We start from the raw sequence: 21740 nt of genomic DNA on the forward strand, positions 1-21740 counted from the left end.
TACTGAACGTAGTGTCATGTTAAACTATATACACATAACGTACGAACTCCAAGCCTTGCTATTAAAGAATAAGCAAGCAGTTTACATAAAAAGCGGGGGTTGCCCCCGCTTTTCTCTCGAATCAATATGCCTTGCTGTTAGTTAGCATGGAACGGGTCACCGGCTTCGTATAGTCTACATTGCCCGCCTTTACAGTATTTTTGCCATCCACCATGATTTGTACTTTTTTCGCATCCAAGTTTTCGGTCAACGATAGCACGACCGCTTCCAACACGTCAGGATTCGCTTGTCCTTGATTATAGGAAAGAATTTTGTTGTCAAAATTAACGACAATAACATCTTTCTGCTGTTTTACGCTTTTTACGTTCATAGTAGGCAAAAGCGGCGAGAATAATGGCGAGTTGATCTTCGTGCCTTGGATTAACTGTTGAACAACTGCCAGGCCTTTGTTTTCCGTTTTTGGAATCATGCGTGTCACCGGCACGAAATACGTAAGATCGTTAGACAGCTGATTCTGGAAATAGAGCGTTACTGGCATCGTCTGGCCCGGCTTAATTGTATCGGCCAGTTCCAGATTAATCCCATTCTTCCTACTTAAATGCGTTACCGGCGTACCTTTTACTGGCATTACTTCCAGCGGATGTCCATTAATCCAAATATTCACTTCTTTTACCGTATCAAACTCGGTCAGCGCCCATGTAATCGCATCGAGAATTTTCTCCTCATCTTCCGGCTTATACTTTTTAAATTCTGGCGAGAAGTCAACCGTAGCAACCCCGTCTTTAATGTTTGCACCCAATATTTTTGTACCTTTCGGCAATACAGCCCTGAATCCCGGTGGCAGCGCTTTTTCCCCTTCTCCGCCCTGTACCATGTAACTTAAAATTTGCTTTACCATACCTTCAGTTTTTGGCAGCTCCATCGGCCAAGGAACGACAAATCCTTCCGCATCAATAACATATACTTTGTGCATACTGACCGGATTGTCCGCTGTCTTCTTTTGCTTTGTTGAAGGCGCGTCCATTTTTTCACCGCCAGCGGTTGACTGTGGATGAAGTTGCGGCGGATCGATTTGTCCATTGCTTGGCATATCCTTCGGTCCAAACAGACCGCAAGCACTAATAATGAATAGAACACCAAGAAAGGCACTTAGCAATGGTAACTTTCGTGCCATAAATTCCCCTCCTCAGGCTCGTTTTGTACTACTATGTATACGAGCCTGTTCGGGTTTTATACATACTTTGTCCGAATTTTATTTTCGTTCCCCCAATCTTACCTGACGAGCTTGAACACGAATATTAAGCCATTCCTCGGCGATAGACATAAATAATTCCGGATTTCCGCTCGTAAAAAAACGATGTTTAGGATTCACTATGTCCCCACCATTCGCAAGCATCTTCCGGTGGGACAGTACAGCGCTCAATTCCCGCGCTGCCTCTTCTGCCGAACTGATCAACGTTACACCCGGCCCAACCGTTTCTTGAATAAAATGGGCAATAAGCGGATAATGCGTGCACCCTAAGATAAGCGCATCAAATACTTTATCTTGAAGCGGCCGCAACGTCTCGCGTACGATTTCCAAACTTTTTCTATCATAAAAGCTTCCGCTTTCTACTAGAGGGACAAGCGCGGGACACGCTAAGCTTTCAACATGAATTTGCGGGTTCAGCTTTTTTAATGTTTTTTCGTAAGCGCCGCTGCGAATCGTCCCCTCCGTACCAATAACAGCAACCTGTCCAGTCTTCGTTTCTTTAATCGCTGTTCTGGCTCCCGGCTCAATTACGCCAATAACCGGAATATCCAGCCATTCGCTTACCTCCTGAAGAACAACCGCAGCAGCGGTATTGCATCCGATCATGAGCGCTTTGATATCCTGTTCAAGCAAGAATTCAATCATTTGCAAGGAAAAAGCACGCACTTCTTCCGCCGGTCTAGGGCCGTACGGACAGCGCGCCGTGTCACCGAAGTAGTAGATCGCCTCCCTCGGCAACTGGCGCAATACTTCTTTGGCGACGGTCAACCCGCCGACTCCTGAATCAATAATTCCTATTCCTCGTTTCATTTTTTCTTGTCGCTTCCTTCTTTTCGTCATTCTCTTCTATCTTGACGACTTCGCCAAATAAATACAAGCTACGAATTTCATATATGTCCAAGCAGAGCTTATACATGCGTTAACCTGTTTTACGATACGCCTTTGTCAGCAAATGGTCAAGGGGGTTTTCACTCCCCTGCATATTCATTGTACTGCATGAACCGTTGTGCCAACTTCTTAAAATAGTATATGGGAAAACTTCATGTTTGATCATGGCGCTCTGCCCGCGTCGCATTATATGAATTACAGAAGTTGTCAACAGTCTAAAAGTACGCGTATGCGTGCAAAACTATGGTAAAATAGATGCGGAAAGCGATTGATGAAAAAATGGTAGGAAAAAAAGAGGCCCAGAAAAATTCAGCGTATTTTCTAAATTTGAGGCGTCGACTAGTATATAATGCTTGCGTAATTCTACAGGAGGATTTCGTATGCCAGAATTGAACGATCACATCAAAACAGGTTTCCCGTATCCTCCGCAGGACGCTGCAGCAAATGAGAGAAGCCTATATGAAAAATACGGATGGCTTCCGTTAACGATGACGCTTATCATCGGAAAATGGCGTGCATAAATAATGAGAAGCTCACTGTGCGTGCCCGCAACGCTTGTAGAAGAAACGACCGAACCACGCCTGCGAGCTTTTTTCAAAAATAAAGAACCCCCCTCATACGAGGCGGGTTTCCCGTTTCAGGTGATATTAAATTTTTAATTCACCCAAACGGACAAGTTCAACAACTGCTTGAGAACGACCTTTCACATTTAGTTTCTGCATAACGTTTCTAATGCATACCTTTTGCAAACTTTGGGACGGGTTGTCGGTTTGAACCAACACTAATGAGTTTTTAAATATCTTAGCCATCCTTGGTTCCAATCTGTTCAGCAATTCGTTCCTGTAGGTGTCGGAAAGTGGAATCGGTTCAGGTTTAAAGGTCATCCCCCCTTTGCTTCATCTCTTTCTTGAAGTGATACACCAAGCCTCGTTTAAAGTCCGGCAATGTCATGTACTAATTCATCGTGTACAAAATAATAAGCACTCCCACCGGATGGGGAGTGCTTTATTAATATCTACTGCAATGAAGAACGAATTGGCTTGTGAAAAGCACTGAGGTACAACACTGCACTGTTCATTATCGGTTTTTTCACCCACCATTTGGACCCTTTTCCCCATAGGAGGCGTAACCCTTGATTGCCTTGTAATGTCAACGGATTACCCATAAATGTAATATTACTCATATTTTTTACTCCCATTATCATGTTAAATAGAAAGCTCTTGGACTTACCAAGATTTTCACATGGCTTTTCTCTTTCACCAACGTTTCAAACCCTTCTTCGATAATGTGATCAATGTTAATTTTTTTCGTAATCAGTTCTTCCGCTTTGATGCTGCCGTTCGCGATCAGTTGGATCACTTCCGGAAAGATATCTCGATAGCCAAGTATCCCTTTCATTTCACGCTCTTTTAAGACAAGGCTGTTTGGAAGGATGGTTGCTGCTTTTTCCCAAACACTGACAATAATAATTTGTCCGTCAAATTTTGCGCTCTCAATCGCTTGATTTAAAACCCTTTCCACACCGGCAACCTCAAAACTTACGTCAACCCCTCCATTTGTAAGGGTTTGAATTTCTTTTACTACATCCACACTTTTCGGATCCAAGACAATGTCCGCACCGACTTTTTGGGCGAATTCTCTGCGTTCTTCTGAAAGTTCGACAGCAATAATTTGACTTGCACCTGCAGCTTTCGCGGCTTGAATCGTTAACAGACCGATTGGTCCTGCACCAAACACCGCAACTTTGTCACCAACTTGAAGTTTGCTTTGTCTTATCGCATGTACCGCAACCGCGGCAGGTTCTACCATAGCCCCTTGTTCATAACTCATTTGATCCGGTAATTTATGAACCATGTTTTCTTTGACCACCGTGTATTCAGAGAAGCCACCGCCGCCTCCGGCCAGACCATGAAATCCGAGCTTTTCACAAAGATTGTAAATTCCCGATCTACAGGCACCGCACTCCCCACAATTAAGAATCGGCTCTACTGCAACCCGGTCACCTACTTTAAATTTGGTAACGCTTTCACCAATCTCTACAATTTCACCTGCAAATTCATGTCCAAGCACAAGAGGTACTTTTTCATTCGTTAAAGGATGAGGTTCTTTTGAAGGAAGGAAAATGGGACCTGCTAAATATTCATGCAAGTCGGTACCGCAGATCCCGCACCATTCCACTCTTATTTTTACCATACCCGGCTTTACTTGTTGCTCGGGAATTTCCTCTACACGGACATCTTTAACTCCGTACCATCGTGCTGCTTTCATGTTTTCACCTCATTACATTTTTCAATTGTGGAAACTAATTTCTCATTCCAGTCTGAGAAAGAGTAAAAGCACCCTATCATCCATGTGGGTTAAAGAGACACAGGATGGTTGGCGGATTGGAAATAAATCGGAAATATTCATTTATCTAGATATTCCGGATATTGTATCCGGAGAGACAGCACGATCTTATGATTGAGTTTTGCGTGCCGTCTCCATATTTCATCAAGAAATCATATCTTAGAGAATGAGATGCTAATTTTGAAGAGATGTTGCTGTCACACCCTGGATATGCTCTCGAGCGTGATAAGAGCTTCTTACCAGAGGACCTGATTCAACATGTTTAAAACCTCGTTTTATCCCCTCTTCCTTCAACGCCCTGAACTCATCTGGATGATAATATTTTTTAATCTTTACGTGCCGTTTGGTCGGCTGCAAGTACTGACCGATAGTGATGATATCACAGCGAACCGCTCTTAACTCATCCATTGCTTCCAAAATTTCATCCCACGTTTCTCCTACCCCAACCATAATGCTTGACTTGGTCGGAATATGGGACTTCATTTCCTTAGCACGTCGAAGCAGGTCGAGTGAACGGTCAAATTTGGCTTTGGATCGGATGCGGTCCGATAACCGGCGGACCGTCTCAATATTATGATTCAACACGTCAGGATCAGCGTTCATGACGGTACGGAGAGCATCCCAATTTCCCATAAAGTCAGGAATTAATACCTCCACACTGCAAAACGGATTCCTGTCTCTGATGGCCCGTATGGTGGCGGCAAAGATCGCTGCCCCGCCGTCATGAAGATCATCGCGGGCTACAGAAGTGACAACCGCATGCTTCAGACCCATATATTCAACCGATTCTGCTACCCGTTCAGGCTCCTGCCAATCCAATTCTGTCGGTTGGCCCGTTTTTACGGCACAGAATCGGCACGCCCGTGTACAAATATCGCCCAGAATCATAAAGGTGGCTGTACGCTGGCTCCAGCATTCGTAGATATTTGGACACTGGGCTTCTTCACATACGGTGTGCAAGACTTTACTGCGCATCATCTTCTTCAGGTCGTGATAATTCTCGCTTGCTTTCAAGCGGACTTTCAACCATTCCGGTTTGCGAGTTGACATTTATCTCACTCCAAATTGTTGCTAAATCTTGGACGACTTTTTCATAATAAAAGTAAAAATCAATCCGCTGTTATAGATGCACGGCGAGACCCGTTGCACTCAAGACCGCTTCTTGTAACGCTTCAGACAGTGTCGGATGCGCTGCAATAAAACCTTCCATTGTATCTACAGTCATTTCGGAGTGCAACATCATGGCCCCCTGTCCGATCAGCTCTGTCGCACGCGGCCCAACAATCGAAAAACCGATGATCTCATTAAATTCCGGATGAACGATCACTTTCACCTTTCCGGTTTGTTCACCTAGAATTAACGCTTTCCCATTTGCGGCGAAAGGAAATTCTCCGATCCGAATATCCCCGTATATCTCTCTGGCCTTTTTCTCTGTCAATCCCACACTGCCGATTTCCGGCCAGGTGTAAATGCATCGCGGGACGACGCGGGGGTTTACCTTCTTTTGCTTGCCGCATGCATTCTCGGCAGCCACTTCCCCTTCATGAAAAGCAAAATGAGCCAACTGGATACCGCCGACAACATCGCCGCATGCGTAAATGTGGGGAATGCTTGTCTGCATGTGCTCATTGACTTGAATTCCCTGTTTTGTATAGAGCACTCCGATCTGATCCAGTCCCAATCCTTCCACACGCGGTTTACGTCCAATAGACACCAGTACATAATCGGCTGTAATTTTCGTAATTTCTCCATTCATTGCCAGTGTGACCGATCGTTCATTGCGGTCGATCTCCTGCACACTTGTCGATGTATGAATGAGAACTCCGTCTTTTGCTAATTGTTGATGCAAAATCGCCGCAATATCCGAATCTTCTCCGGGGAGAATCTGGTCTGCCATTTCCACAATGGTCACCTTACTGCCCATCCGGCTGTAAACGCTCGCAAACTCACAACCGATCACACCGCCGCCAACAATCAGCAATGAAGAAGGAACTTCCGGCAGTGCAATCGCATGCCCGTTATGGATCACCCACTCCCCGTCAAACGGAGCAAAAGGCAATGCGATCGGCTCGGCTCCTGTCGCTATAATGAATTGATCTGCTGTAATTTCCTCGATACCATCTTCTGTATGAACCCGGATGAGGTGATCTGTCAAAAAAGAAGCTTTTCCTTTTACCACACGCACCTTATTCTTCTTCATCAAGTACCCGATTCCGAGCACCAGCTTTTTGACCACGTTATTTTTATACTGTTGAACGCTTTTCCAATTCAGGTGCACCTGATCCAGCGGCAAATCGATTCCAAAACGACTCGCGTGTTTGATCCGGTCATACGTTTCCGCACTTTCCAGCAATGACTTGGTCGGCATACATCCTTCATTTAAACAGGTTCCACCCAGTTTGGCTTCTTCGACCAATACGACTTGTTTACCGAGGCGGGCGGCTGTGATAGCCGCAACATACCCAGCCGGTCCGCCTCCGATAATGGTTACTGTACTCACTTTTTCACGCCCTCCTCGCCTATAACAACATGGTGTGCGGCTGTTCGAGATATCGCTTGACAGTTGCGAGAAACTCCGCCGCAGGCGCTCCATCAAGCACACGATGATCAAACGTCAAGCTTAACGGCAATAAACGGCGGCGTTCCAGTGAGTCCCCGATATAAACAGGTGTATCCTGAATCGAACCGACACCCAGGATGCCCGCTTCTGGCGGATTGAGCACAGGTGTGAACAGTTCTACGCCGTACGCTCCCAGGTTTGTGATCGTAAATGTTGAACCTTTCATTTCTTCGGCGCTCAATTGACCATTTCGCGCCTTGTGACTCAACGATTTCATAGCCTGTGACAATTCAATAACTGAACAACGCTCCGCATTTCGGATCACAGGTACGACTAACCCTTTTTCCAAAGCGACTGCAATTCCCAGGTGAACATTTCCATAAGTGTGGATATTGTCTTCAATATAAGCACTATTCATCTGTTTATGCTTAAGCAGGGCCAATACGACTGCACGGGCGATAAAATCGGTTACAGTCAGTTTGACTTCATAACGTTCCTGAACATCAGACAAAACTTGTTTTCTTAGTCTAAGCAGGTCACTCACATCGGCACTCATGCTGATCGTCAGTTGTGCGCTTTGCTGCAAACTTTCAAACATTCGTGTAGCGATTACTTTCCGCATACCACCGACAGGAGTACGTTCAATTGCAGCAGATTCTGGCTTTTCTTGCTCTCCTGTTAAAACGGCTTGTTTCCCGTCTTTGGTTGAAGACGTTTGTGCAGCGCTTTCAATCGCCTTTTCAACATCTTCTTTCGTAATCCGTCCCTGTGGGCCGGTTCCGACAAGAGTCGCTATATCCAATCCGGCGGCTTCCGCCATTTTTCGGGCAACCGGTGAGATTTTCACTTGGCTTTTCTTAGGCGGGGCAACCACTTGGACAGCGGTTTCAGAAGAAGCAGCCACCTGCTCTCCCCCTTTCACGAAGAGCGCCTCTGGCGTTTCCACACTCCCTACCTTCTCACCTTCCACGCCAATATAGCCAATCACTTCTCCAACCGGAACCACTTCTCCGTTTTGAGCCGACATATCCAGGACCACTCCGTCTGCCGGTGACTCTACTTCCATCTCAATTTTCTCGGAACTGATAACAACAACGATATCCCCTTTTTGGACGGAATCGCCGATGTTTTTTTTCCATTCGACGACGGTTCCTACTTTCATCCCCATTCCCAGTTTCGGCATAATTATTTCAGTTGCCATGTCTTTTACACTCCTTTTTCCAGATAAGAGGTGGGGTCTCAACCCACCTCTTTCCATTGCTTGAATACTTCTATGAATACGCTTACGAAACAGCCACGATAGACTCATCACCAAGAAGTTCAGAAACAGCTTGAATCACTTTTTCCGGTGAAGGCAGATAAAGATCCTCAAGATTCGGTGCAAACGGAACCGGCGTATGTGGAGCCGTTATTCTCTTAATCGGTGCATCCAGCGAGTCAAATCCTTTATCTGCTACAAGAGCTGCAATATCGGTTGCCATGCTGCAACGGGGATTCGCTTCGTCAATCACGATGAGGCGATTGGTTTTCTCCACGGAAGAAAGAATAGTATCTTCATCCAGCGGTGACAGCGTACGTGGATCGATGACTTCGACTTGAATCCTTTTTTTCGCAAGCTGTTCCGCCGCAGTCAGAGCGGTGTGTACTTGTTTCCCGATCGCTACGATGGTAAGGTCAGTCCCCTGCCGCTTCACATCCGCTTTCCCAAACGGGATCGTATAATAACCTTCAGGTACTTCCCCTTTCATGTTGTACAATGTCTTATCTTCAAAGAAAATGACCGGATCGTTGTCAGCGATCGAAGCCAGAAGCAAACCTTTCGCATCAGCCGGAGTGGACGGCACAACCACTTTAATGCCGGGCAAATGGGTAAACATCGCATACAAACTCTGTGAATGCTGAGCAGCTGCGCGAAACCCGGCTCCGTGCATGGTTCGGATCGTTACGGGCACTTGCGCCTTGCCGCCAAACATATACCGCAATTTTGCACACTGATTCATAACCTGATCCAAACATGAACCGATAAAATCGTTAAACATTAATTCTGCAATCGGTCTCAATCCCGTGGCAGCCGCTGCCACTGCTGCTCCCACAAAACCGGCTTCACTAATGGGCGTATCTAACACGCGGTCACGCCCAAATTCCTTCACCAATCCTTTGGTTACCCCCAAGACACCGCCCCATGCTTCATCATCTGCCAAATGATCAATTTTTGCCCCTCCGGCTACGTCTTCCCCTAAAAGAATCACATTTTCATCTTCACGCATCGCCAGTTTCATCGCTTCATTAATCGCATCTGCGAAACTCATTTTTCTGGTCATTCTTAACACCTCTACAATTATGAAATTTATTAATAAGACACATAAACATCTGTTAACAGTTCTTCTGCAGATGGCAGCGGACTTTCTTCCGCAAATTTGACAGCGTCTGAAACCGCTTTCTCCACATCGCTGTCAATGTTAGAAAGTTCTTCTTCAGTCAAAAGTTTAGACTCTACCAAGTAAGCACGGAATAGATTGATTGGATCTTTTTCGTTACGATGATATTGTGACTCCTCGCTCGTCTTGTACGTCTGCTGATCCCCTTCAAAGTGACCATAATTACGATAAGTTTTGCACTCGATAAGGGTTGGTCCTTCGCCCCTTCTCGCTCTTTCTACAGCCTCTTGAGCCACCTTGTAAACAGCAACTACGTCCTTTCCGTCTACTACGACACCGGGAATGTTATAAGCAGCCGCCCTTTGTGCAATATCCGTACAACTGGAAGCGTAAGAGAAAGGAGTCGCTTCTGCATATCCATTATTTTCTGCCACGAAAATAACCGGCAATTTCCAAATGGCAGCCAAATTAAGCCCTTCATGGAATGTGCCCTGATTGTTTGCGCCATCCCCAAAAAAGCTAACTGATACAGCATCGTTTTTTTTCAATTTTGCTGTCAGTGCGGAACCACACGCCAGCGGAAAGCCTCCTCCGACAATCCCATTTGCCCCAAGCATACCTTTCTCCAGGTCGGCAATATGCATCGAGCCGCCTTTTCCTTTACATAAACCTGTTGCTTTCCCGTAGATCTCTGCCATCATTCCATTCAAATCGCACTCTTTTGCAATACAATGGCCATGCCCGCGATGCGTGCTGGTAATGCTGTCTTTTTCATTCAAATGCGCGCAAATACCAACGGCTACCGCTTCTTCACCCGCGTACAAATGAACAAATCCGGGTAATTTGCCTTTCGCAAACAGTTCATGCACTTTGTCTTCAAACTTTCTGATTTCCACCATTTTTCGATACATCCAAGTCGCTTTCTCACGGGAGAGCAACTGATTTTTCTTCTGAGCCATTTTCATGACGGACTCCTCCTGACATTCGTTGATCAATTGATACTCTGCATTTCACATTCAGATTTCGTTCAAACGAAGCGATGATCTGCTGTTTGACTATAAACATTTCGGGGGAAAACCCCAGTTCCCGTGCAAGTGACGTCACTCCAAACTTTGCGAGTCCGCAGGGAACAATATTTTGAAAGTGAGTAAGATCAGGGTTTACATTTAACGCCAGACCATGGAATGTCACACCCCGACTGATTCCTATACCAATGGCACAAATTTTGCAGTCTTCCAACCAGACACCGGGATACCCTTCTTTTCGTTGTCCATCGAGGTTGTACATGGTCAGAACGTCACATATGATCTGTTCCAATAATCGTACGTATCCGATCGGTGTTAACCCGGAGTCACGCAAACGTATAATGGGATATACAACAAGCTGCCCCGGGCCATGATAGGTAATATCCCCTCCCCGGTCACACTTGCAAATACTAAATCCCTGACTCTTAAGAAAATCTTGAGGATATAGCAAGTGCTCCCATTTTTGGTCCGAACCCATCGTATAGGTGGGGGGATGCTCAAGCAAGATCAGCGTATCCTCAATCTCTCCTGACTTTCTCTTGGCAACCAGATCCTTTTGCCAACGAAGCGCGATCTCATAATCTAGTTCCTGGCATACATAAGCCCGCAATCCCTTTTCACCTCCTTCTGCCACTTTATCCATCGCAAATCCCGTGCCAACATCGATTTTTTCTTTTTCACCTGAGATCAGGTACAATCATCTTGCATAAAAGAGTAGTTTTTTAGACAAAATGAGACAACTGTCCCGTTTTGTCCCACTTTGTATAAAACAAAAAACCGTATCACGTGTATATGGAAGATAGATTCTTCCCCTCAGCAAACATCCTGAAACACAGAAATGACGGATGTACCGTTTTGATCAGCATGGAAGTCTACCCTCTGTTCAGGGAAGCTCCTCTTTCCGATCAGGCAGCTATGGTTCATCCATCAGCACTTACATTATTTTATTGAGTATAATAGATTGAATATTTGTTATAATGAATGAGAGCATTTTAATAAATATCACTCACAACAAAAGATATCGACAATTTCTATATAAAATAAATTGAACTGAAAAGAAGCAGGAGGGCTGGGTTGCAGATGGCGACTCGCAACTGGATTGGGACGGAGCCGGCGATCCCACACCGTATTTCATCAGACAAAATCTTACATTACAATATTGATAGACAATCTTCTTCCTGTTCATAGGTAGAAGCAAATTGCCATTCGTCTTCATGAATTGCATGAATAAACTCCATGAAGTTGCCATATACAGCGGCAGTCATGATCAACCCTTTCGAGAACCTTTTGTGCCTACAGGATTAACTCCGACAATCAACAAACTTCTTTCACCCAAATAAATAGAAAATTCACAAAATGATAAACAGGGAAAATAAAACGAAGCCATTTCCGACCAAAAATTCTTTTTCAATTTGAAAAGGAGGTAAATAAATGGTGGATGGTGCAATGTCCAAGAGATTATGGAAACAATTCATTCAGGAAGGGGTATTAGATTCATCCCGAATAAACAAACGAATCATTGAATCTTGGTATCGTTGTCAACATTCAGGTGTAAATCCGCATTCAGGGGAAGGGCGGGAGATTCTTACAGGAAAGTCATTTCTTCAGAAAAAGGAAGAAAACTCTGTGTTGCTCGATATTGCATTACCTTATTTGGACAAGCTCAACCAACATATGAAAGGTTCGAGATCAACTGTATTGTTGATTGATCTTCAAGGATATGTATTGGTCATGAAAGGTGATGCGGAGATTTTGGGGAGAGCGAGAAAAATCAATTTTGTAGAAGGAGTCAAATGGACTGAAGATGAAGTTGGAACCAATGCGATTGGTACGGCACTGAGGACAGGTGAACCAATCAATGTAAAAGGGGCAGAGCACTACTCGATTGCGTCTCATGTATGGACATGTTCAGCTGCACCCGTTCGCGATGATCAAGGGAATCTGGTCGGAGTGCTTAATGTCTCCAGTCCTGTTCAGCACTATCATCCTCATACGTTGGCGACGGTTGTATCCACGGCATACGCGATTGAACATCAATGGAGCTTGCGCGAACAGCAAGATCAACTGGAACTCATGCAACGGTCCATCGACTTGTTGCAGACAAATCAACTCATGGCAATCTTTAACAGGCGCAAACAAATGGTTTGTGTGAACCAAGCTTTCCAGTCGGCTGTTCCTGAGTGGTCTAATCTGAATCTGGCGGATTTAAGGGAATACGGATACAGAGAACGTCTTTGTACTCCTTTATATTCTGCCCGGCACAGTCAATTGATCGGGTATTGTATTCAATTCGAAGCACCATCAAAATCAACATCAAGCAAGAAGTTCTACACGAGATCTCTTCATTTTCCCGGTGAAACCGGAATTAGTAAGGTTTTTCAGCAGACATTGCGCGAAATTGAACTGGTTGCACACTCCGATGCAGACATTTATATTCATGGCGAAACCGGAACGGGAAAAGAGGTCATTGCTCGTGCGATTCATCAGAATAGTTCCCGCAAGAATGGTCCTTTTATCACCGTAAACTGTGGAGCGATTCCGCCAAGCCTGATGGAAAGCGAATTATTTGGTTACGTGAGGGGAGCTTTCACTGGTGCTCGACGCCACGGACATAAAGGAAAGCTAGAGCAGGCAAATCACGGAACATTATTTCTTGATGAAATCGGGGAGATCCCGCCAGCTATGCAGGTTGCACTTTTGCGTGTGCTACAGGAGCGTGAGGTGATTCCACTCGGTGGAATGAAAGCGATTCCACTTGATATCCGGGTGATTACGGCTACACACCATGACCTTCGGGAACTGGTGCAACAAGGAAATTTTCGCGAAGATTTATTTTATCGTCTTTTTGTTTTTCCGATCAATGTTCCCTCGCTTCGTGAACGCAAGGAAGATATTCCTTATCTGGTTAAATACTATTGTCGTCAGAAAAATTGGCCGGTTGAGATCCCGGACGAAATTATGAATAAATTCATCCAATATGACTGGCCTGGGAACATCCGTGAGCTTTTTAATGCCTTGGAACGCATGCGCATCTTCTGTGGAGATGAGTCACCCGATCTCTCTCATTTACCTCCGTTATTTGCTTCAACAGATCTGTCATCACCCGGGGAACAATCAAATAGTATTGGTGGATCAAACACTCTTACATTGCGAGAACAGATTCAGAAGGAGAAGATCATTCAGGCGTTGCAAAAAACCGGAGGAAACGCTACGCAGGCTGCCCGATTGATGAACATCCCGCGAAGTACATTTTATCGAAGATTACAGAAGTTTAATCTGTAAACTGTGTTACCAGAAGTTTAATCTGTAAACTGTGTTACCTAAGAGCGTACCGGAGTTAAGTCCGTATAATTGTGTAAAAATGGTCCTCACAAAAAATAAGTGAGCCATGGTGAAATTCCTCGGTTAGAATAAGCATTGGCAAATATCCCTAATCGGAGAGGGTTTCACAATGGCTCAATATCAGATTACCGTAGATTCGGAGATTTTGCATCACCTGTTTTTGAAAGATTCAAAAGATGATGGAGTGGCCAAATTGCTGGAATCTGTTCTGAACCAGATCTTGAAGGCTCAAGTTACTGAACAACTTTCCGCACTATGGTAAAATAGATGCGGAAAGCGATTGATGAAAAAATGGTAGGAAAAAAAGAGTCCCAGAAAAATTCAGCGTATTTTCTAAATTTGAGGCGTCGACTAGTATATAATGCTTGCGTAATTCTACAGGAGGATTTCGTATGCCAGAATTGAACGATCACGTCAAAATGAATGTACCGGCGCGTGCCGATTATATAAGCGTTATTCGTTTGACCGTCTCCGGTCTCGCGTACCAGATGGGCTTTTCTTACAGTGATATTGAGGACATTAAAGCTGCGCTTGCGGAAGCGTGTAACAACATCGTAAGCCGTGCGCACAAAAGCAGGCAAATCGGCGATATGCTAGTAGATTTCTACGTGGAAAAAAATCGGTTACGCATCGTCGTAACGGACGAAGGCACCGCTTTTCACACCCAGAAATTAAAAAAGGAAGTTTCATCTTTTCATAGGAAAAGTCTAGATGAAATCGATATCGGGAGCCTCGGCATTTATCTGATGAAAACATTAATGGATGAAATCGAATACGACACTACGGAGAAGGGGGTTAAAGTTTCACTAACCAAATACCTCAAAAGAGATGGGGTGAGCGAAAGTGAACCAAACGTCCACCAAGAAATCATTCAACCGTGACATCGTCGAACAACTTAGAATCTACCAGGAAACTGGCTCTGAAGAAATATTGACGAAAATCCTTAAAAATTATCAGGCGACCGTAAAGAAGCTTGCTTCAAAAATGGCTCGTGATTTTCATCTGGTGGACGATTTATATCAAGTAGGTATGCTCGCTCTGCTGGGCGCTATCAAAAAGTTTAACAACGAAGTCAGCCAAAATTTCGACGCGTACGCTTTGTCAACTGTCATCGGCAAAATGAAACATTATTTACGCGATAAAACATGGAGCATCCGCGTACCGCGAACGATTAAAGAAATGGGATATCATCTACAAAAAACCATCGATGAGCTTACAGCGGAATTGCAGCGTTCGCCACGCATTAGCGAAATCGCCCAAAGGCTCGGCATCAGCGAAGAAAAAGTGCTGGAGATTATGGAGAATAAAGGAAATATCCATGCACTTTCCCTTGATACACCGATAAAATCCGACAATAATGAGCAGGATTCCCATACATTAATGGATATGATCCCGGATCAAGACCCTGGTTTTTTGGATGTGGATCGTAAAATGGATTTGGCCCAACTGCTCGAACAATTGAACGATCAACAACGCCAAGTAATTCATTACGTATATTACGAAGAATGGTCACAGCGGCAAATCGGCGAGAAGCTGGGTATCTCTCAAATGCAAGTTTCCCGTATCCTCCGCAGGACGCTGCAGCAAATGAGAGAAGCCTATATGAAAAACACGGATGGCTTCCGTTAACGATGACGCTTATCATCGGAAAATGGCGCGCATAAATAATGAGAAGCTCGCTGTGCGTGTCCGCAATGCTTGTAGAAAAAAACGACCGAACCACGCCTGCGAGCTTTTTTCAAAAATAAAGAACCCCCCTCATACGAGGCGGGTTTCCCGTTTCAGGTGATATTAAATTTTTAATTCACCCAAACGGACAAGTTCAACAACTGCTTGAGAACGACCTTTCACATTCAGTTTCTGCATAACGTTACTAATATGATTTCGTACAGTCTTTTCGCTAATGAACAACTGCTGTGCAATTTCTTTTGTCGTCTTGTCTAACACAAGTAGTTCAAATACCTCTCGTTCCCGGTTCGTCAACAACGGCTTTGCTTTCTGTTCGTTACTCAAAAGTGCTACCCCTCCTTGGCCTGGGCTCTCAAGTGCAAGGCTAGGGATACAGTCACCATATTTTATGACCCGGGAAGATAGCTGGTTCGGGGAAACAGGAATTTTGGGCCTGCGACACATTATATTCGTCTCATGTTTCTTTCGTTCATTACCGAATGAAAAAAATTCCCTGTCTACACGGTAATTATTTTCTCTTAGAAAATGAACGAAACTTTCCATTTTCATAATGTAACACAAAAATCGGTACTTTCGGAAACATGGTTCGCAATTCTTCGCTGTATTCGGGTTGCAAAATGAATATCCATCGCGTCCTATGCAGCGACAGCGCGGAAACTCCCACTTCATGTCTGCTTAATTGCCATATGGGAAGCGGAAGTTCCTGGAAAGCCAACACTACATCTCCGAACGCAAAACAGGCTCTAAGACAATCCTGTAACGTGTATTCGTTCCGCCAGTATTCAAGCAAATGGATCGGTTCCAGCCCAAACTGTTCAATAAGATGCTGCCGATCCGAGAGTTGTACCGCCGTTTTCTGACCCGCACTTTGCCGCGGAGACAATACAGGATATTGCAGGCGCAAATAACGGAATGGAATTCCATGAAAAAACATGCTTGTTAACCACTCATCTCCATTTGCTCGAAGGCGACAATTTTCTCACGGGCCGCCTGTGGAATCGGGAAACTTTTTCTCGTTTTCTTATTTACCAGAACAATTGTCCCACGCCCGGTCGCGACCAACCGTTTCTCATTTTCCGCCATTAAATAATATTCTAAGTCGAGTGAACGATTCCCCATGCGCGCTACGCGCACGCCCATCTCTAACGTTTCCCGAAAAAAAGCTTCACTGTGGTAATGGCAGGTAATATCAGCGACAACTACCATAAGTTCCGCCTTTTCGTGCAGTATCATCTCACCAAATCCCATGTTGTCAAAGTATTCTACCCTGCCCTGCTCAAAATAAATCAAGTGGCTTGTATTATTTACATGTCCTGACATATCGGTTTCACAAAATCGGATGTGGACTTTAGTCTTAAAGTGAAATTTCGCAAGCCATTCCTCCAAGTTAGGCTGTATGTATTCTGCTCTTGCCATCTTCTCCACTCCCTGCGTTTAATTGGCGTTGTTTTTATTCTTTTATATATTTTAGCAAAATATTCTACCATAGAAGAAGGCAACTCTTATACGATAAAAAAGCTTCCCCGACATGGAGAAGCTTTTGATAATGCCTATTTGGTTAAAACCGGCGGTTCGCTGTCAAAGGCGCATTCTTCAATTTCAAAACCAAGATCTTCAATCATCTCATGATCCAACTGCGTTTTCTGACCATCTGTCGTTAAATAGTCGCCGACAAAAATGGAGTTTGCGGCGTACAATCCCATCGGTTGCAAATGGCGCAGATTTACTTCCCGTCCACCAGAAATGCGTATTTCTTTTGTCGGATTAATATAACGGAAAAGCGCCAGCACTTTCAAGCATTTTAAAGCGCCGATTTTCGGCATGTTTCCCAGAGGAGTACCCGGAATAGCGTTCAAAAAGTTTACTGGTATAGAATCGGCATTTAATTCGCGAAGCGCGTTCGCCATATCGACGATTTCCTCGTCTGTTTCACCCATACCAATAATCACACCCGAACAAGGAGACATGCCCACTTCCTTCACCGCATTAATGGTGTTGATTCGATCATCATATGTATGTGTCGACGTAATATTGGCATGGTGACTCGCCGCTGTGTTAATATTGTGATTAAAGCGGTCGACACCTGCTTCCTTCAATCTCCTCGCTTGCTCTGGAGTAATAAGCCCAAGACAAGCACAAATTTTCATATTATGCTGTTCTTTAATCTCCCGCACGGCCTGGATTACATTATCCACTTCCTTGTCGGTCGGACGGCGTCCGCTCATCACGATGCAATATGTACCCGCTTTCGCTTCTTTCGCCTTTCGTGCACCATCTACCAATACATCTTTGGATAATTGCGGATATTTTTCGATTGGTGCGTTTGATACAATTGATTGGGAACAGTACCCACAATCTTCCGGGCACAGCCCACTCTTAGCGTTAATAATCATATTCAACTTTACTTTATTGCCGTAATAATGGCTGCGGATACGGTACGCCCCCTGAAGCAATGACAATACTTCCGTGTCCGGCGCATGCAGAATGCCGAGCGCTTCTTCTTTTGTCAATTCTTTCCCTGCCAGTACTTCCTCCGCCAACGCAATCCAATCCGTCTTCGGCTTCGTATCTAATACAGGTGTCAGCATGGCTCCTCCTCTTTATTGTCAACTTAATTTTAATTATTAGTTAACACTAATTATAAAGAGAAATTGTTTAATATGTCAACCAAACAAGTTATGATAGATAACAAAATAGCACCCTATCTTTGATGATAGGGTGCCGCTGAATTTTCTCCATCCATTAGTTGCGGAAGAAGTTCTTGATAGAATATAGCGTCGTGGCGCGGTTCATTGCCGCAATTGATGTTGTGAGCGGAATGCCTTTCGGGCAGGATTGCACGCAGTTTTGGGAATTACCGCAATCCGTAATTCCACCTTCGCCCATCAGGGCTTCCAGACGCTCTTCTTTGTTCATTTTACCGGTCGGATGTTCATTGAACAATCGAACCTGGGAAATGGCAAACGCGCCAATAAACGGAGACTTATCGTTTACGTTCGGGCAAGCCTCCAAGCACACGCCACAAGTCATGCAGCGAGAGAGCTCATATGCCCATTGGCGATCCACTTCCGGCATACGCGGGCCAGGTCCGAGATCATGCGTACCATCGATCGGAATCCACGCTTTTACCCGTTTCAACGCGTCGAACATGCGGCTTCGGTCTACCGCTAAATCACGCATTACCGGGAATGTTCTCATCGGTTCAAGACGAATCGGCTGTTCCAATTTGTCAACGAGCGCTGTACAAGATTGACGAGGTTTTCCGTTAATGACCATAGAGCATGCGCCGCAAACCTCTTCCAGACAGTTCATCTCCCAAACAACCGGAGCTACTTTTTTACCGTCCACCGTTACAGGATTGCGCTGAATTTCCATCAGACAGCTAATGATGTTCATATTCGGACGGTAAGGGATTTTGAATTCTTGTTTATATGGAGTTCCATCAGGACCATCCTGACGAGTAATAATCAAATGAATCGTTTTTTGTTGTTCGGCCATTTTATTTCACCTCTCTTTTAATGAGCTACTTCTTCTCAGCCACCGTGCTCTTCTTCGAGTAGTCGCGTTTACGAGGCTTAATGAGAGAAATATCAACATCTTCATACGAAATCTTCGGAGCTTTTGTCTCCGGATCGAAGTTCGCCATTGTTGTCTTCAAGAAGTTCTCATCGTCGCGTTCTGGGAATTCCGGCTTATAATGAGCGCCACGACTTTCGTTACGCATAAGCGCACCGATTGTAATTACACGGGCAAGCACAAGCATATTCCACAGCTGACGAGTGAAAGAAGCGCCTGTATTGCTCCACTTTGATGTATCGTTAATATTAATGTTTTGATAGCGCTCCATAAGCTCCTGAATTTTCTCGTCCGTCTTCTTCAATTTGTCATTGTAACGAACAACCGTTACGTTGTCGGTCATCCACTCGCCGAGTTCTCTATGCAGCAGATATGCGTTCTCCGTACCGCTTGTCATGCTTGTAATGCGATCGTACTTCTCCTGCTCTTTCTTCAGCTGAGCATCGAAGAAAGTGGAGGATACGTCTTCAGAGGACTTGTCTAGGCCTTTGATATATTCGATCGCCTTCGGCCCTGCCACCATACCGCCGTATACCGCTGACAGAAGCGAGTTTGCACCCAGACGGTTTGCACCATGCTGTGAATAATCACACTCACCTGCGGCAAACAGCCCCGGAATGTTGGTCATCTGGTTGTAATCAACCCACAGACCGCCCATGGAATAGTGAACAGCAGGGAAAATTTTCATCGGAACTTTACGCGGATCATCACCAACGAACTTCTCGTAAATCTCGATGATTCCCCCTAGCTTAACATCCAGCTCATGCGGATCTTTGTGGGACAGATCAAGATATACCATGTTCTCGCCGTTGATGCCGAGCTTCAGATCAACACAAACATGGAAGATTTCGCGTGTTGCGATGTCACGAGGCACCAGGTTACCATAAGCCGGATATTTTTCTTCAAGGAAATACCAAGGCTTACCATCTTTATAAGTCCAGACACGTCCACCTTCACCACGGGCAGATTCGGACATCAGACGTAGCTTATCGTCTCCCGGGATTGCGGTCGGGTGAATCTGAATGAACTCGCCGTTCGCATATGTTGCACCCTGCTGATAAACAGCAGAAGCAGCCGTACCTGTATTGATAATAGAGTTTGTAGATTTACCGAAGATGATGCCAGGGCCACCTGTCGCAAGGATAACCGCATCGGCTCTGAATGCTTTAATCTCCATGGAGCGGAGGTTCTGTGCCACGATACCGCGGCATATGCCTTCGTCATCCTGAACGATGGAGAGGAATTCCCAGCCTTCATATTTCGTAACAAGGCCGTTCACTTCCCAGCGACGCACTTGCTCATCCAACGCATACAGAAGCTGCTGACCGGTTGTCGCACCTGCAAATGCTGTACGGTGATGCTGCGTACCACCAAAACGACGGAAATCAATAAGACCTTCCGACGTACGGTTAAACATAACACCCATGCGGTCAAACATATAAATGATACCAGGTGCCGCTTCACACATCGCCTTTACTGGAGGCTGATTCGCAAGGAAGTCGCCACCGTAAATCGTATCGTCAAAGTGAATCCACGGGGAATCGCCTTCACCTTTTGTATTTACTGCTCCGTTAATACCGCCCTGTGCACAAACAGAGTGAGAGCGTTTTACAGGAACCAGAGAAAACAGCTCAACCGAATAGCCGGCTTCGGAAGCTTTAATGGTTGACATCAAACCCGCGAGACCGCCGCCAACTACGATAATTTTACCTTTATTCATGCTCTAACCCCCTATTTCTGGATCGCTTGTGCTACATCAACGGGATTCGCGAAAGCAAACAGAGCCATTAATCCCATAGCAGACATAAACACGAACACAACCATTGTTACGTAAGTGGAGATACGCTGCGCGCGCGGCCCAACCGTAATGCCCCAGCTTACTGCAAAACTCCACAAACCGTTCGCGAAGTGGAATGTTGCGGACAGAAGACCGACAATATAGAATGCCAACATAACCGGATTAGCCAAAATTTCATTCATCAGGGTAAACAAACCGGTGGCTTCAACCCTGCCAAGCACCATTTGCATTTTTGTTTCCCAAACATGCCATGTAATGAAAATAAGCGTGATAACACCGGTTACACGCTGTAGCATAAACATTACGTTGCGGAAATAACCATAGTTACCTACATTGTTTTTAGCTTGGAAAGCAATATAAAGGCCATAAATACCGTGATACAGAATAGGCAAGAAAATGAAGAGAATTTCAATGAGCGCGAGGAAAGGAAGTCCTTCCATAATCTCTACACGTTCAAGAAAAGCGGATTCACCGCGTGTCGCATAGTAGTTCGTTAATAAATGAACGAATAAGAAACCGCCAATCGGTACAACCCCTAAAAGGGAATGGAGTTTACGGTTAAAAAAATGGCGGTGATTCGTCGTTGCCATTTCACAAATTCCCCCTTTCAAAAGGATCCACTCAGTTTTTTCTAATTTGACACCTTTTTCACAAAATCATTCTGCACCAGCCACTCTCTCTCCAACATCCGAACTATCCTAGAACCCCTACCACTACACTTCTCTTTCTATAATTCCCCCCTTACCCGCTCTACTTTACATGAAGAAAAGCTTCCTGAGGAAGCCTTAAGCAATAAATGAAGACTTTGTGACAAATTCATTTTACTCCTAGTAGGGGGTACCGTCAAGGAAAGCGGTAGACAAATTGTCGAAATTACCCGATAACC

20 protein-coding genes and 2 pseudogenes are annotated in these 21740 nt (G+C 44.9%); 5 read left to right on the top strand and 17 right to left on the bottom strand.

Annotated elements, in window-relative coordinates:
- Positions 1-121: 121 nt before the first annotated feature.
- Both K3F53_RS14995 and racE read right to left on the bottom strand, forming a co-directional pair.
- Complete coding sequence (locus tag K3F53_RS14995) at positions 122-1174, bottom strand: GerMN domain-containing protein (protein ID WP_057897843.1); 1053 nt, start codon at positions 1172-1174, stop codon at positions 122-124.
- Between the two features lie 78 nt (positions 1175-1252).
- A complete protein-coding gene (gene racE / locus K3F53_RS15000) occupies positions 1253-2062 on the bottom strand; it encodes a glutamate racemase (protein ID WP_057897842.1) in 810 nt (269 codons plus the stop codon).
- Positions 2063-2520: 458 nt separating this feature from the next.
- Here racE and K3F53_RS15005 point away from each other — a divergent pair, with 458 nt between their 5' ends.
- The gene (locus K3F53_RS15005; RefSeq protein ID WP_220559087.1) at positions 2521-2661 is read left to right on the top strand and encodes a hypothetical protein; all 141 of its coding nucleotides are present in this window, start codon (positions 2521-2523) and stop codon (positions 2659-2661) included.
- Positions 2662-2787: 126 nt separating this feature from the next.
- Here K3F53_RS15005 and K3F53_RS15010 read toward each other — a convergent pair.
- The 8 genes and pseudogenes from K3F53_RS15010 to lipB all read right to left on the bottom strand — a co-directional run.
- A pseudogene (locus K3F53_RS15010) lies at positions 2788-2874 on the bottom strand (helix-turn-helix domain-containing protein); the annotation flags it as partial.
- Between the two features lie 466 nt (positions 2875-3340).
- Positions 3341-4408, bottom strand: a complete 1068-nt coding sequence (locus K3F53_RS15015) for a 2,3-butanediol dehydrogenase (RefSeq protein ID WP_220559088.1) — start codon at positions 4406-4408, stop codon at positions 3341-3343.
- A 252-nt stretch (positions 4409-4660) separates the two neighbouring features.
- Positions 4661-5536 (bottom strand): lipoyl synthase, encoded by an 876-nt coding sequence (gene lipA / locus K3F53_RS15020; protein WP_057897839.1) that lies wholly within the window; start codon positions 5534-5536, stop codon positions 4661-4663.
- 70 nt (positions 5537-5606) lie between these two features.
- Entirely contained in the window at positions 5607-6986 is a 1380-nt protein-coding gene (gene lpdA, locus K3F53_RS15025) for a dihydrolipoyl dehydrogenase (RefSeq protein ID WP_057897838.1), read from the bottom strand.
- 19 nt (positions 6987-7005) lie between these two features.
- On the bottom strand, positions 7006-8247 hold the full coding sequence (locus tag K3F53_RS15030; protein WP_057897837.1) for a dihydrolipoamide acetyltransferase family protein: 1242 nt from the start codon (positions 8245-8247) through the stop codon (positions 7006-7008).
- Positions 8248-8329: 82 nt separating this feature from the next.
- Complete coding sequence (locus K3F53_RS15035) at positions 8330-9367, bottom strand: alpha-ketoacid dehydrogenase subunit beta (RefSeq protein ID WP_057897836.1); 1038 nt, start codon at positions 9365-9367, stop codon at positions 8330-8332.
- 29 nt (positions 9368-9396) lie between these two features.
- Complete coding sequence (locus tag K3F53_RS15040; RefSeq protein WP_057897835.1) at positions 9397-10389, bottom strand: thiamine pyrophosphate-dependent dehydrogenase E1 component subunit alpha; 993 nt, start codon at positions 10387-10389, stop codon at positions 9397-9399.
- Positions 10349-11146, bottom strand: a complete 798-nt coding sequence (lipB, locus tag K3F53_RS15045; RefSeq protein WP_220559089.1) for a lipoyl(octanoyl) transferase LipB — start codon at positions 11144-11146, stop codon at positions 10349-10351. Before lipB ends, K3F53_RS15040 begins: the two co-directional genes overlap by 41 nt.
- A gap of 734 nt (positions 11147-11880) precedes the next feature.
- Between lipB and K3F53_RS15050 the strand changes: the two genes are divergently transcribed.
- From K3F53_RS15050 to K3F53_RS15065, 4 genes and pseudogenes are all read left to right on the top strand, one after another.
- Entirely contained in the window at positions 11881-13731 is a 1851-nt protein-coding gene (locus K3F53_RS15050) for a sigma-54-dependent Fis family transcriptional regulator (protein WP_220559090.1), read from the top strand.
- Positions 13732-13900: 169 nt separating this feature from the next.
- Positions 13901-14044, top strand: a pseudogene (locus K3F53_RS15055) (IS256 family transposase); the annotation flags it as partial.
- 139 nt (positions 14045-14183) lie between these two features.
- Entirely contained in the window at positions 14184-14672 is a 489-nt protein-coding gene (gene rsbW / locus K3F53_RS15060) for an anti-sigma B factor RsbW (RefSeq protein ID WP_220559091.1), read from the top strand.
- Entirely contained in the window at positions 14635-15420 is a 786-nt protein-coding gene (locus K3F53_RS15065) for a sigma-70 family RNA polymerase sigma factor (protein ID WP_057897831.1), read from the top strand. Before rsbW ends, K3F53_RS15065 begins: the two co-directional genes overlap by 38 nt.
- Positions 15421-15582: 162 nt before the next feature.
- On the opposite strand, the gene K3F53_RS15070 is transcribed toward K3F53_RS15065, so the two are convergent.
- The 7 genes from K3F53_RS15070 to K3F53_RS15100 all read right to left on the bottom strand — a co-directional run bounded on the left by K3F53_RS15070 (position 15583) and on the right by K3F53_RS15100 (position 21444).
- Complete coding sequence (locus K3F53_RS15070; protein ID WP_057897830.1) at positions 15583-15804, bottom strand: helix-turn-helix domain-containing protein; 222 nt, start codon at positions 15802-15804, stop codon at positions 15583-15585.
- Positions 15805-15988: 184 nt separating this feature from the next.
- The gene (locus tag K3F53_RS15075) at positions 15989-16414 is read right to left on the bottom strand and encodes a hypothetical protein (protein WP_057897829.1); all 426 of its coding nucleotides are present in this window, start codon (positions 16412-16414) and stop codon (positions 15989-15991) included.
- Positions 16415-16419: 5 nt separating this feature from the next.
- Positions 16420-16896, bottom strand: a complete 477-nt coding sequence (locus K3F53_RS15080) for an acyl-CoA thioesterase (RefSeq protein WP_057897828.1) — start codon at positions 16894-16896, stop codon at positions 16420-16422.
- A gap of 134 nt (positions 16897-17030) precedes the next feature.
- Positions 17031-18068, bottom strand: a complete 1038-nt coding sequence (gene bioB, locus K3F53_RS15085; RefSeq protein WP_091261216.1) for a biotin synthase BioB — start codon at positions 18066-18068, stop codon at positions 17031-17033.
- A 154-nt stretch (positions 18069-18222) separates the two neighbouring features.
- Positions 18223-18978 (bottom strand): succinate dehydrogenase iron-sulfur subunit, encoded by a 756-nt coding sequence (sdhB, locus tag K3F53_RS15090; protein ID WP_057897826.1) that lies wholly within the window; start codon positions 18976-18978, stop codon positions 18223-18225.
- Between the two features lie 25 nt (positions 18979-19003).
- Positions 19004-20776: a succinate dehydrogenase flavoprotein subunit gene (sdhA, locus tag K3F53_RS15095; RefSeq protein ID WP_057897825.1), complete on the bottom strand. Its 1773-nt coding sequence runs from the start codon at positions 20774-20776 to the stop codon at positions 19004-19006.
- Positions 20777-20787: 11 nt separating this feature from the next.
- The gene (locus K3F53_RS15100) at positions 20788-21444 is read right to left on the bottom strand and encodes a succinate dehydrogenase cytochrome b558 subunit (RefSeq protein ID WP_057897824.1); all 657 of its coding nucleotides are present in this window, start codon (positions 21442-21444) and stop codon (positions 20788-20790) included.
- Between the last annotated feature and the right edge of the window lie 296 nt (positions 21445-21740).

The sequence above is a fragment of the Aneurinibacillus thermoaerophilus genome (assembly GCF_019603355.1).
Classification (GTDB): Bacteria; Bacillota; Bacilli; order Aneurinibacillales; family Aneurinibacillaceae; genus Aneurinibacillus; species Aneurinibacillus thermoaerophilus.

What these genes read in the sequence shown, in the direction of transcription:
- K3F53_RS14995 (WP_057897843.1), bottom strand. Translation starts at nt 1,174, where the DNA reads ATGGCACGAAAGTTACCATTGCTAAGTGCCTTTCTTGGTGTTCTATTC.
- racE (WP_057897842.1), bottom strand. Translation starts at nt 2,062, where the DNA reads ATGAAACGAGGAATAGGAATTATTGATTCAGGAGTCGGCGGGTTGACC.
- K3F53_RS15005 (WP_220559087.1), top strand. Translation starts at nt 2,521, where the DNA reads ATGCCAGAATTGAACGATCACATCAAAACAGGTTTCCCGTATCCTCCG.
- K3F53_RS15015 (WP_220559088.1), bottom strand. Translation starts at nt 4,408, where the DNA reads ATGAAAGCAGCACGATGGTACGGAGTTAAAGATGTCCGTGTAGAGGAA.
- lipA (WP_057897839.1), bottom strand. Translation starts at nt 5,536, where the DNA reads ATGTCAACTCGCAAACCGGAATGGTTGAAAGTCCGCTTGAAAGCAAGC.
- K3F53_RS15030 (WP_057897837.1), bottom strand. Translation starts at nt 8,247, where the DNA reads ATGGCAACTGAAATAATTATGCCGAAACTGGGAATGGGGATGAAAGTA.
- K3F53_RS15035 (WP_057897836.1), bottom strand. Translation starts at nt 9,367, where the DNA reads ATGACCAGAAAAATGAGTTTCGCAGATGCGATTAATGAAGCGATGAAA.
- K3F53_RS15040 (WP_057897835.1), bottom strand. Translation starts at nt 10,389, where the DNA reads ATGAAAATGGCTCAGAAGAAAAATCAGTTGCTCTCCCGTGAGAAAGCG.
- K3F53_RS15050 (WP_220559090.1), top strand. Translation starts at nt 11,881, where the DNA reads ATGGTGGATGGTGCAATGTCCAAGAGATTATGGAAACAATTCATTCAG.
- rsbW (WP_220559091.1), top strand. Translation starts at nt 14,184, where the DNA reads ATGCCAGAATTGAACGATCACGTCAAAATGAATGTACCGGCGCGTGCC.
- K3F53_RS15075 (WP_057897829.1), bottom strand. Translation starts at nt 16,414, where the DNA reads ATGTTTTTTCATGGAATTCCATTCCGTTATTTGCGCCTGCAATATCCT.
- K3F53_RS15080 (WP_057897828.1), bottom strand. Translation starts at nt 16,896, where the DNA reads ATGGCAAGAGCAGAATACATACAGCCTAACTTGGAGGAATGGCTTGCG.
- bioB (WP_091261216.1), bottom strand. Translation starts at nt 18,068, where the DNA reads ATGCTGACACCTGTATTAGATACGAAGCCGAAGACGGATTGGATTGCG.
- sdhB (WP_057897826.1), bottom strand. Translation starts at nt 18,978, where the DNA reads ATGGCCGAACAACAAAAAACGATTCATTTGATTATTACTCGTCAGGAT.
- sdhA (WP_057897825.1), bottom strand. Translation starts at nt 20,776, where the DNA reads ATGAATAAAGGTAAAATTATCGTAGTTGGCGGCGGTCTCGCGGGTTTG.
- K3F53_RS15100 (WP_057897824.1), bottom strand. Translation starts at nt 21,444, where the DNA reads ATGGCAACGACGAATCACCGCCATTTTTTTAACCGTAAACTCCATTCC.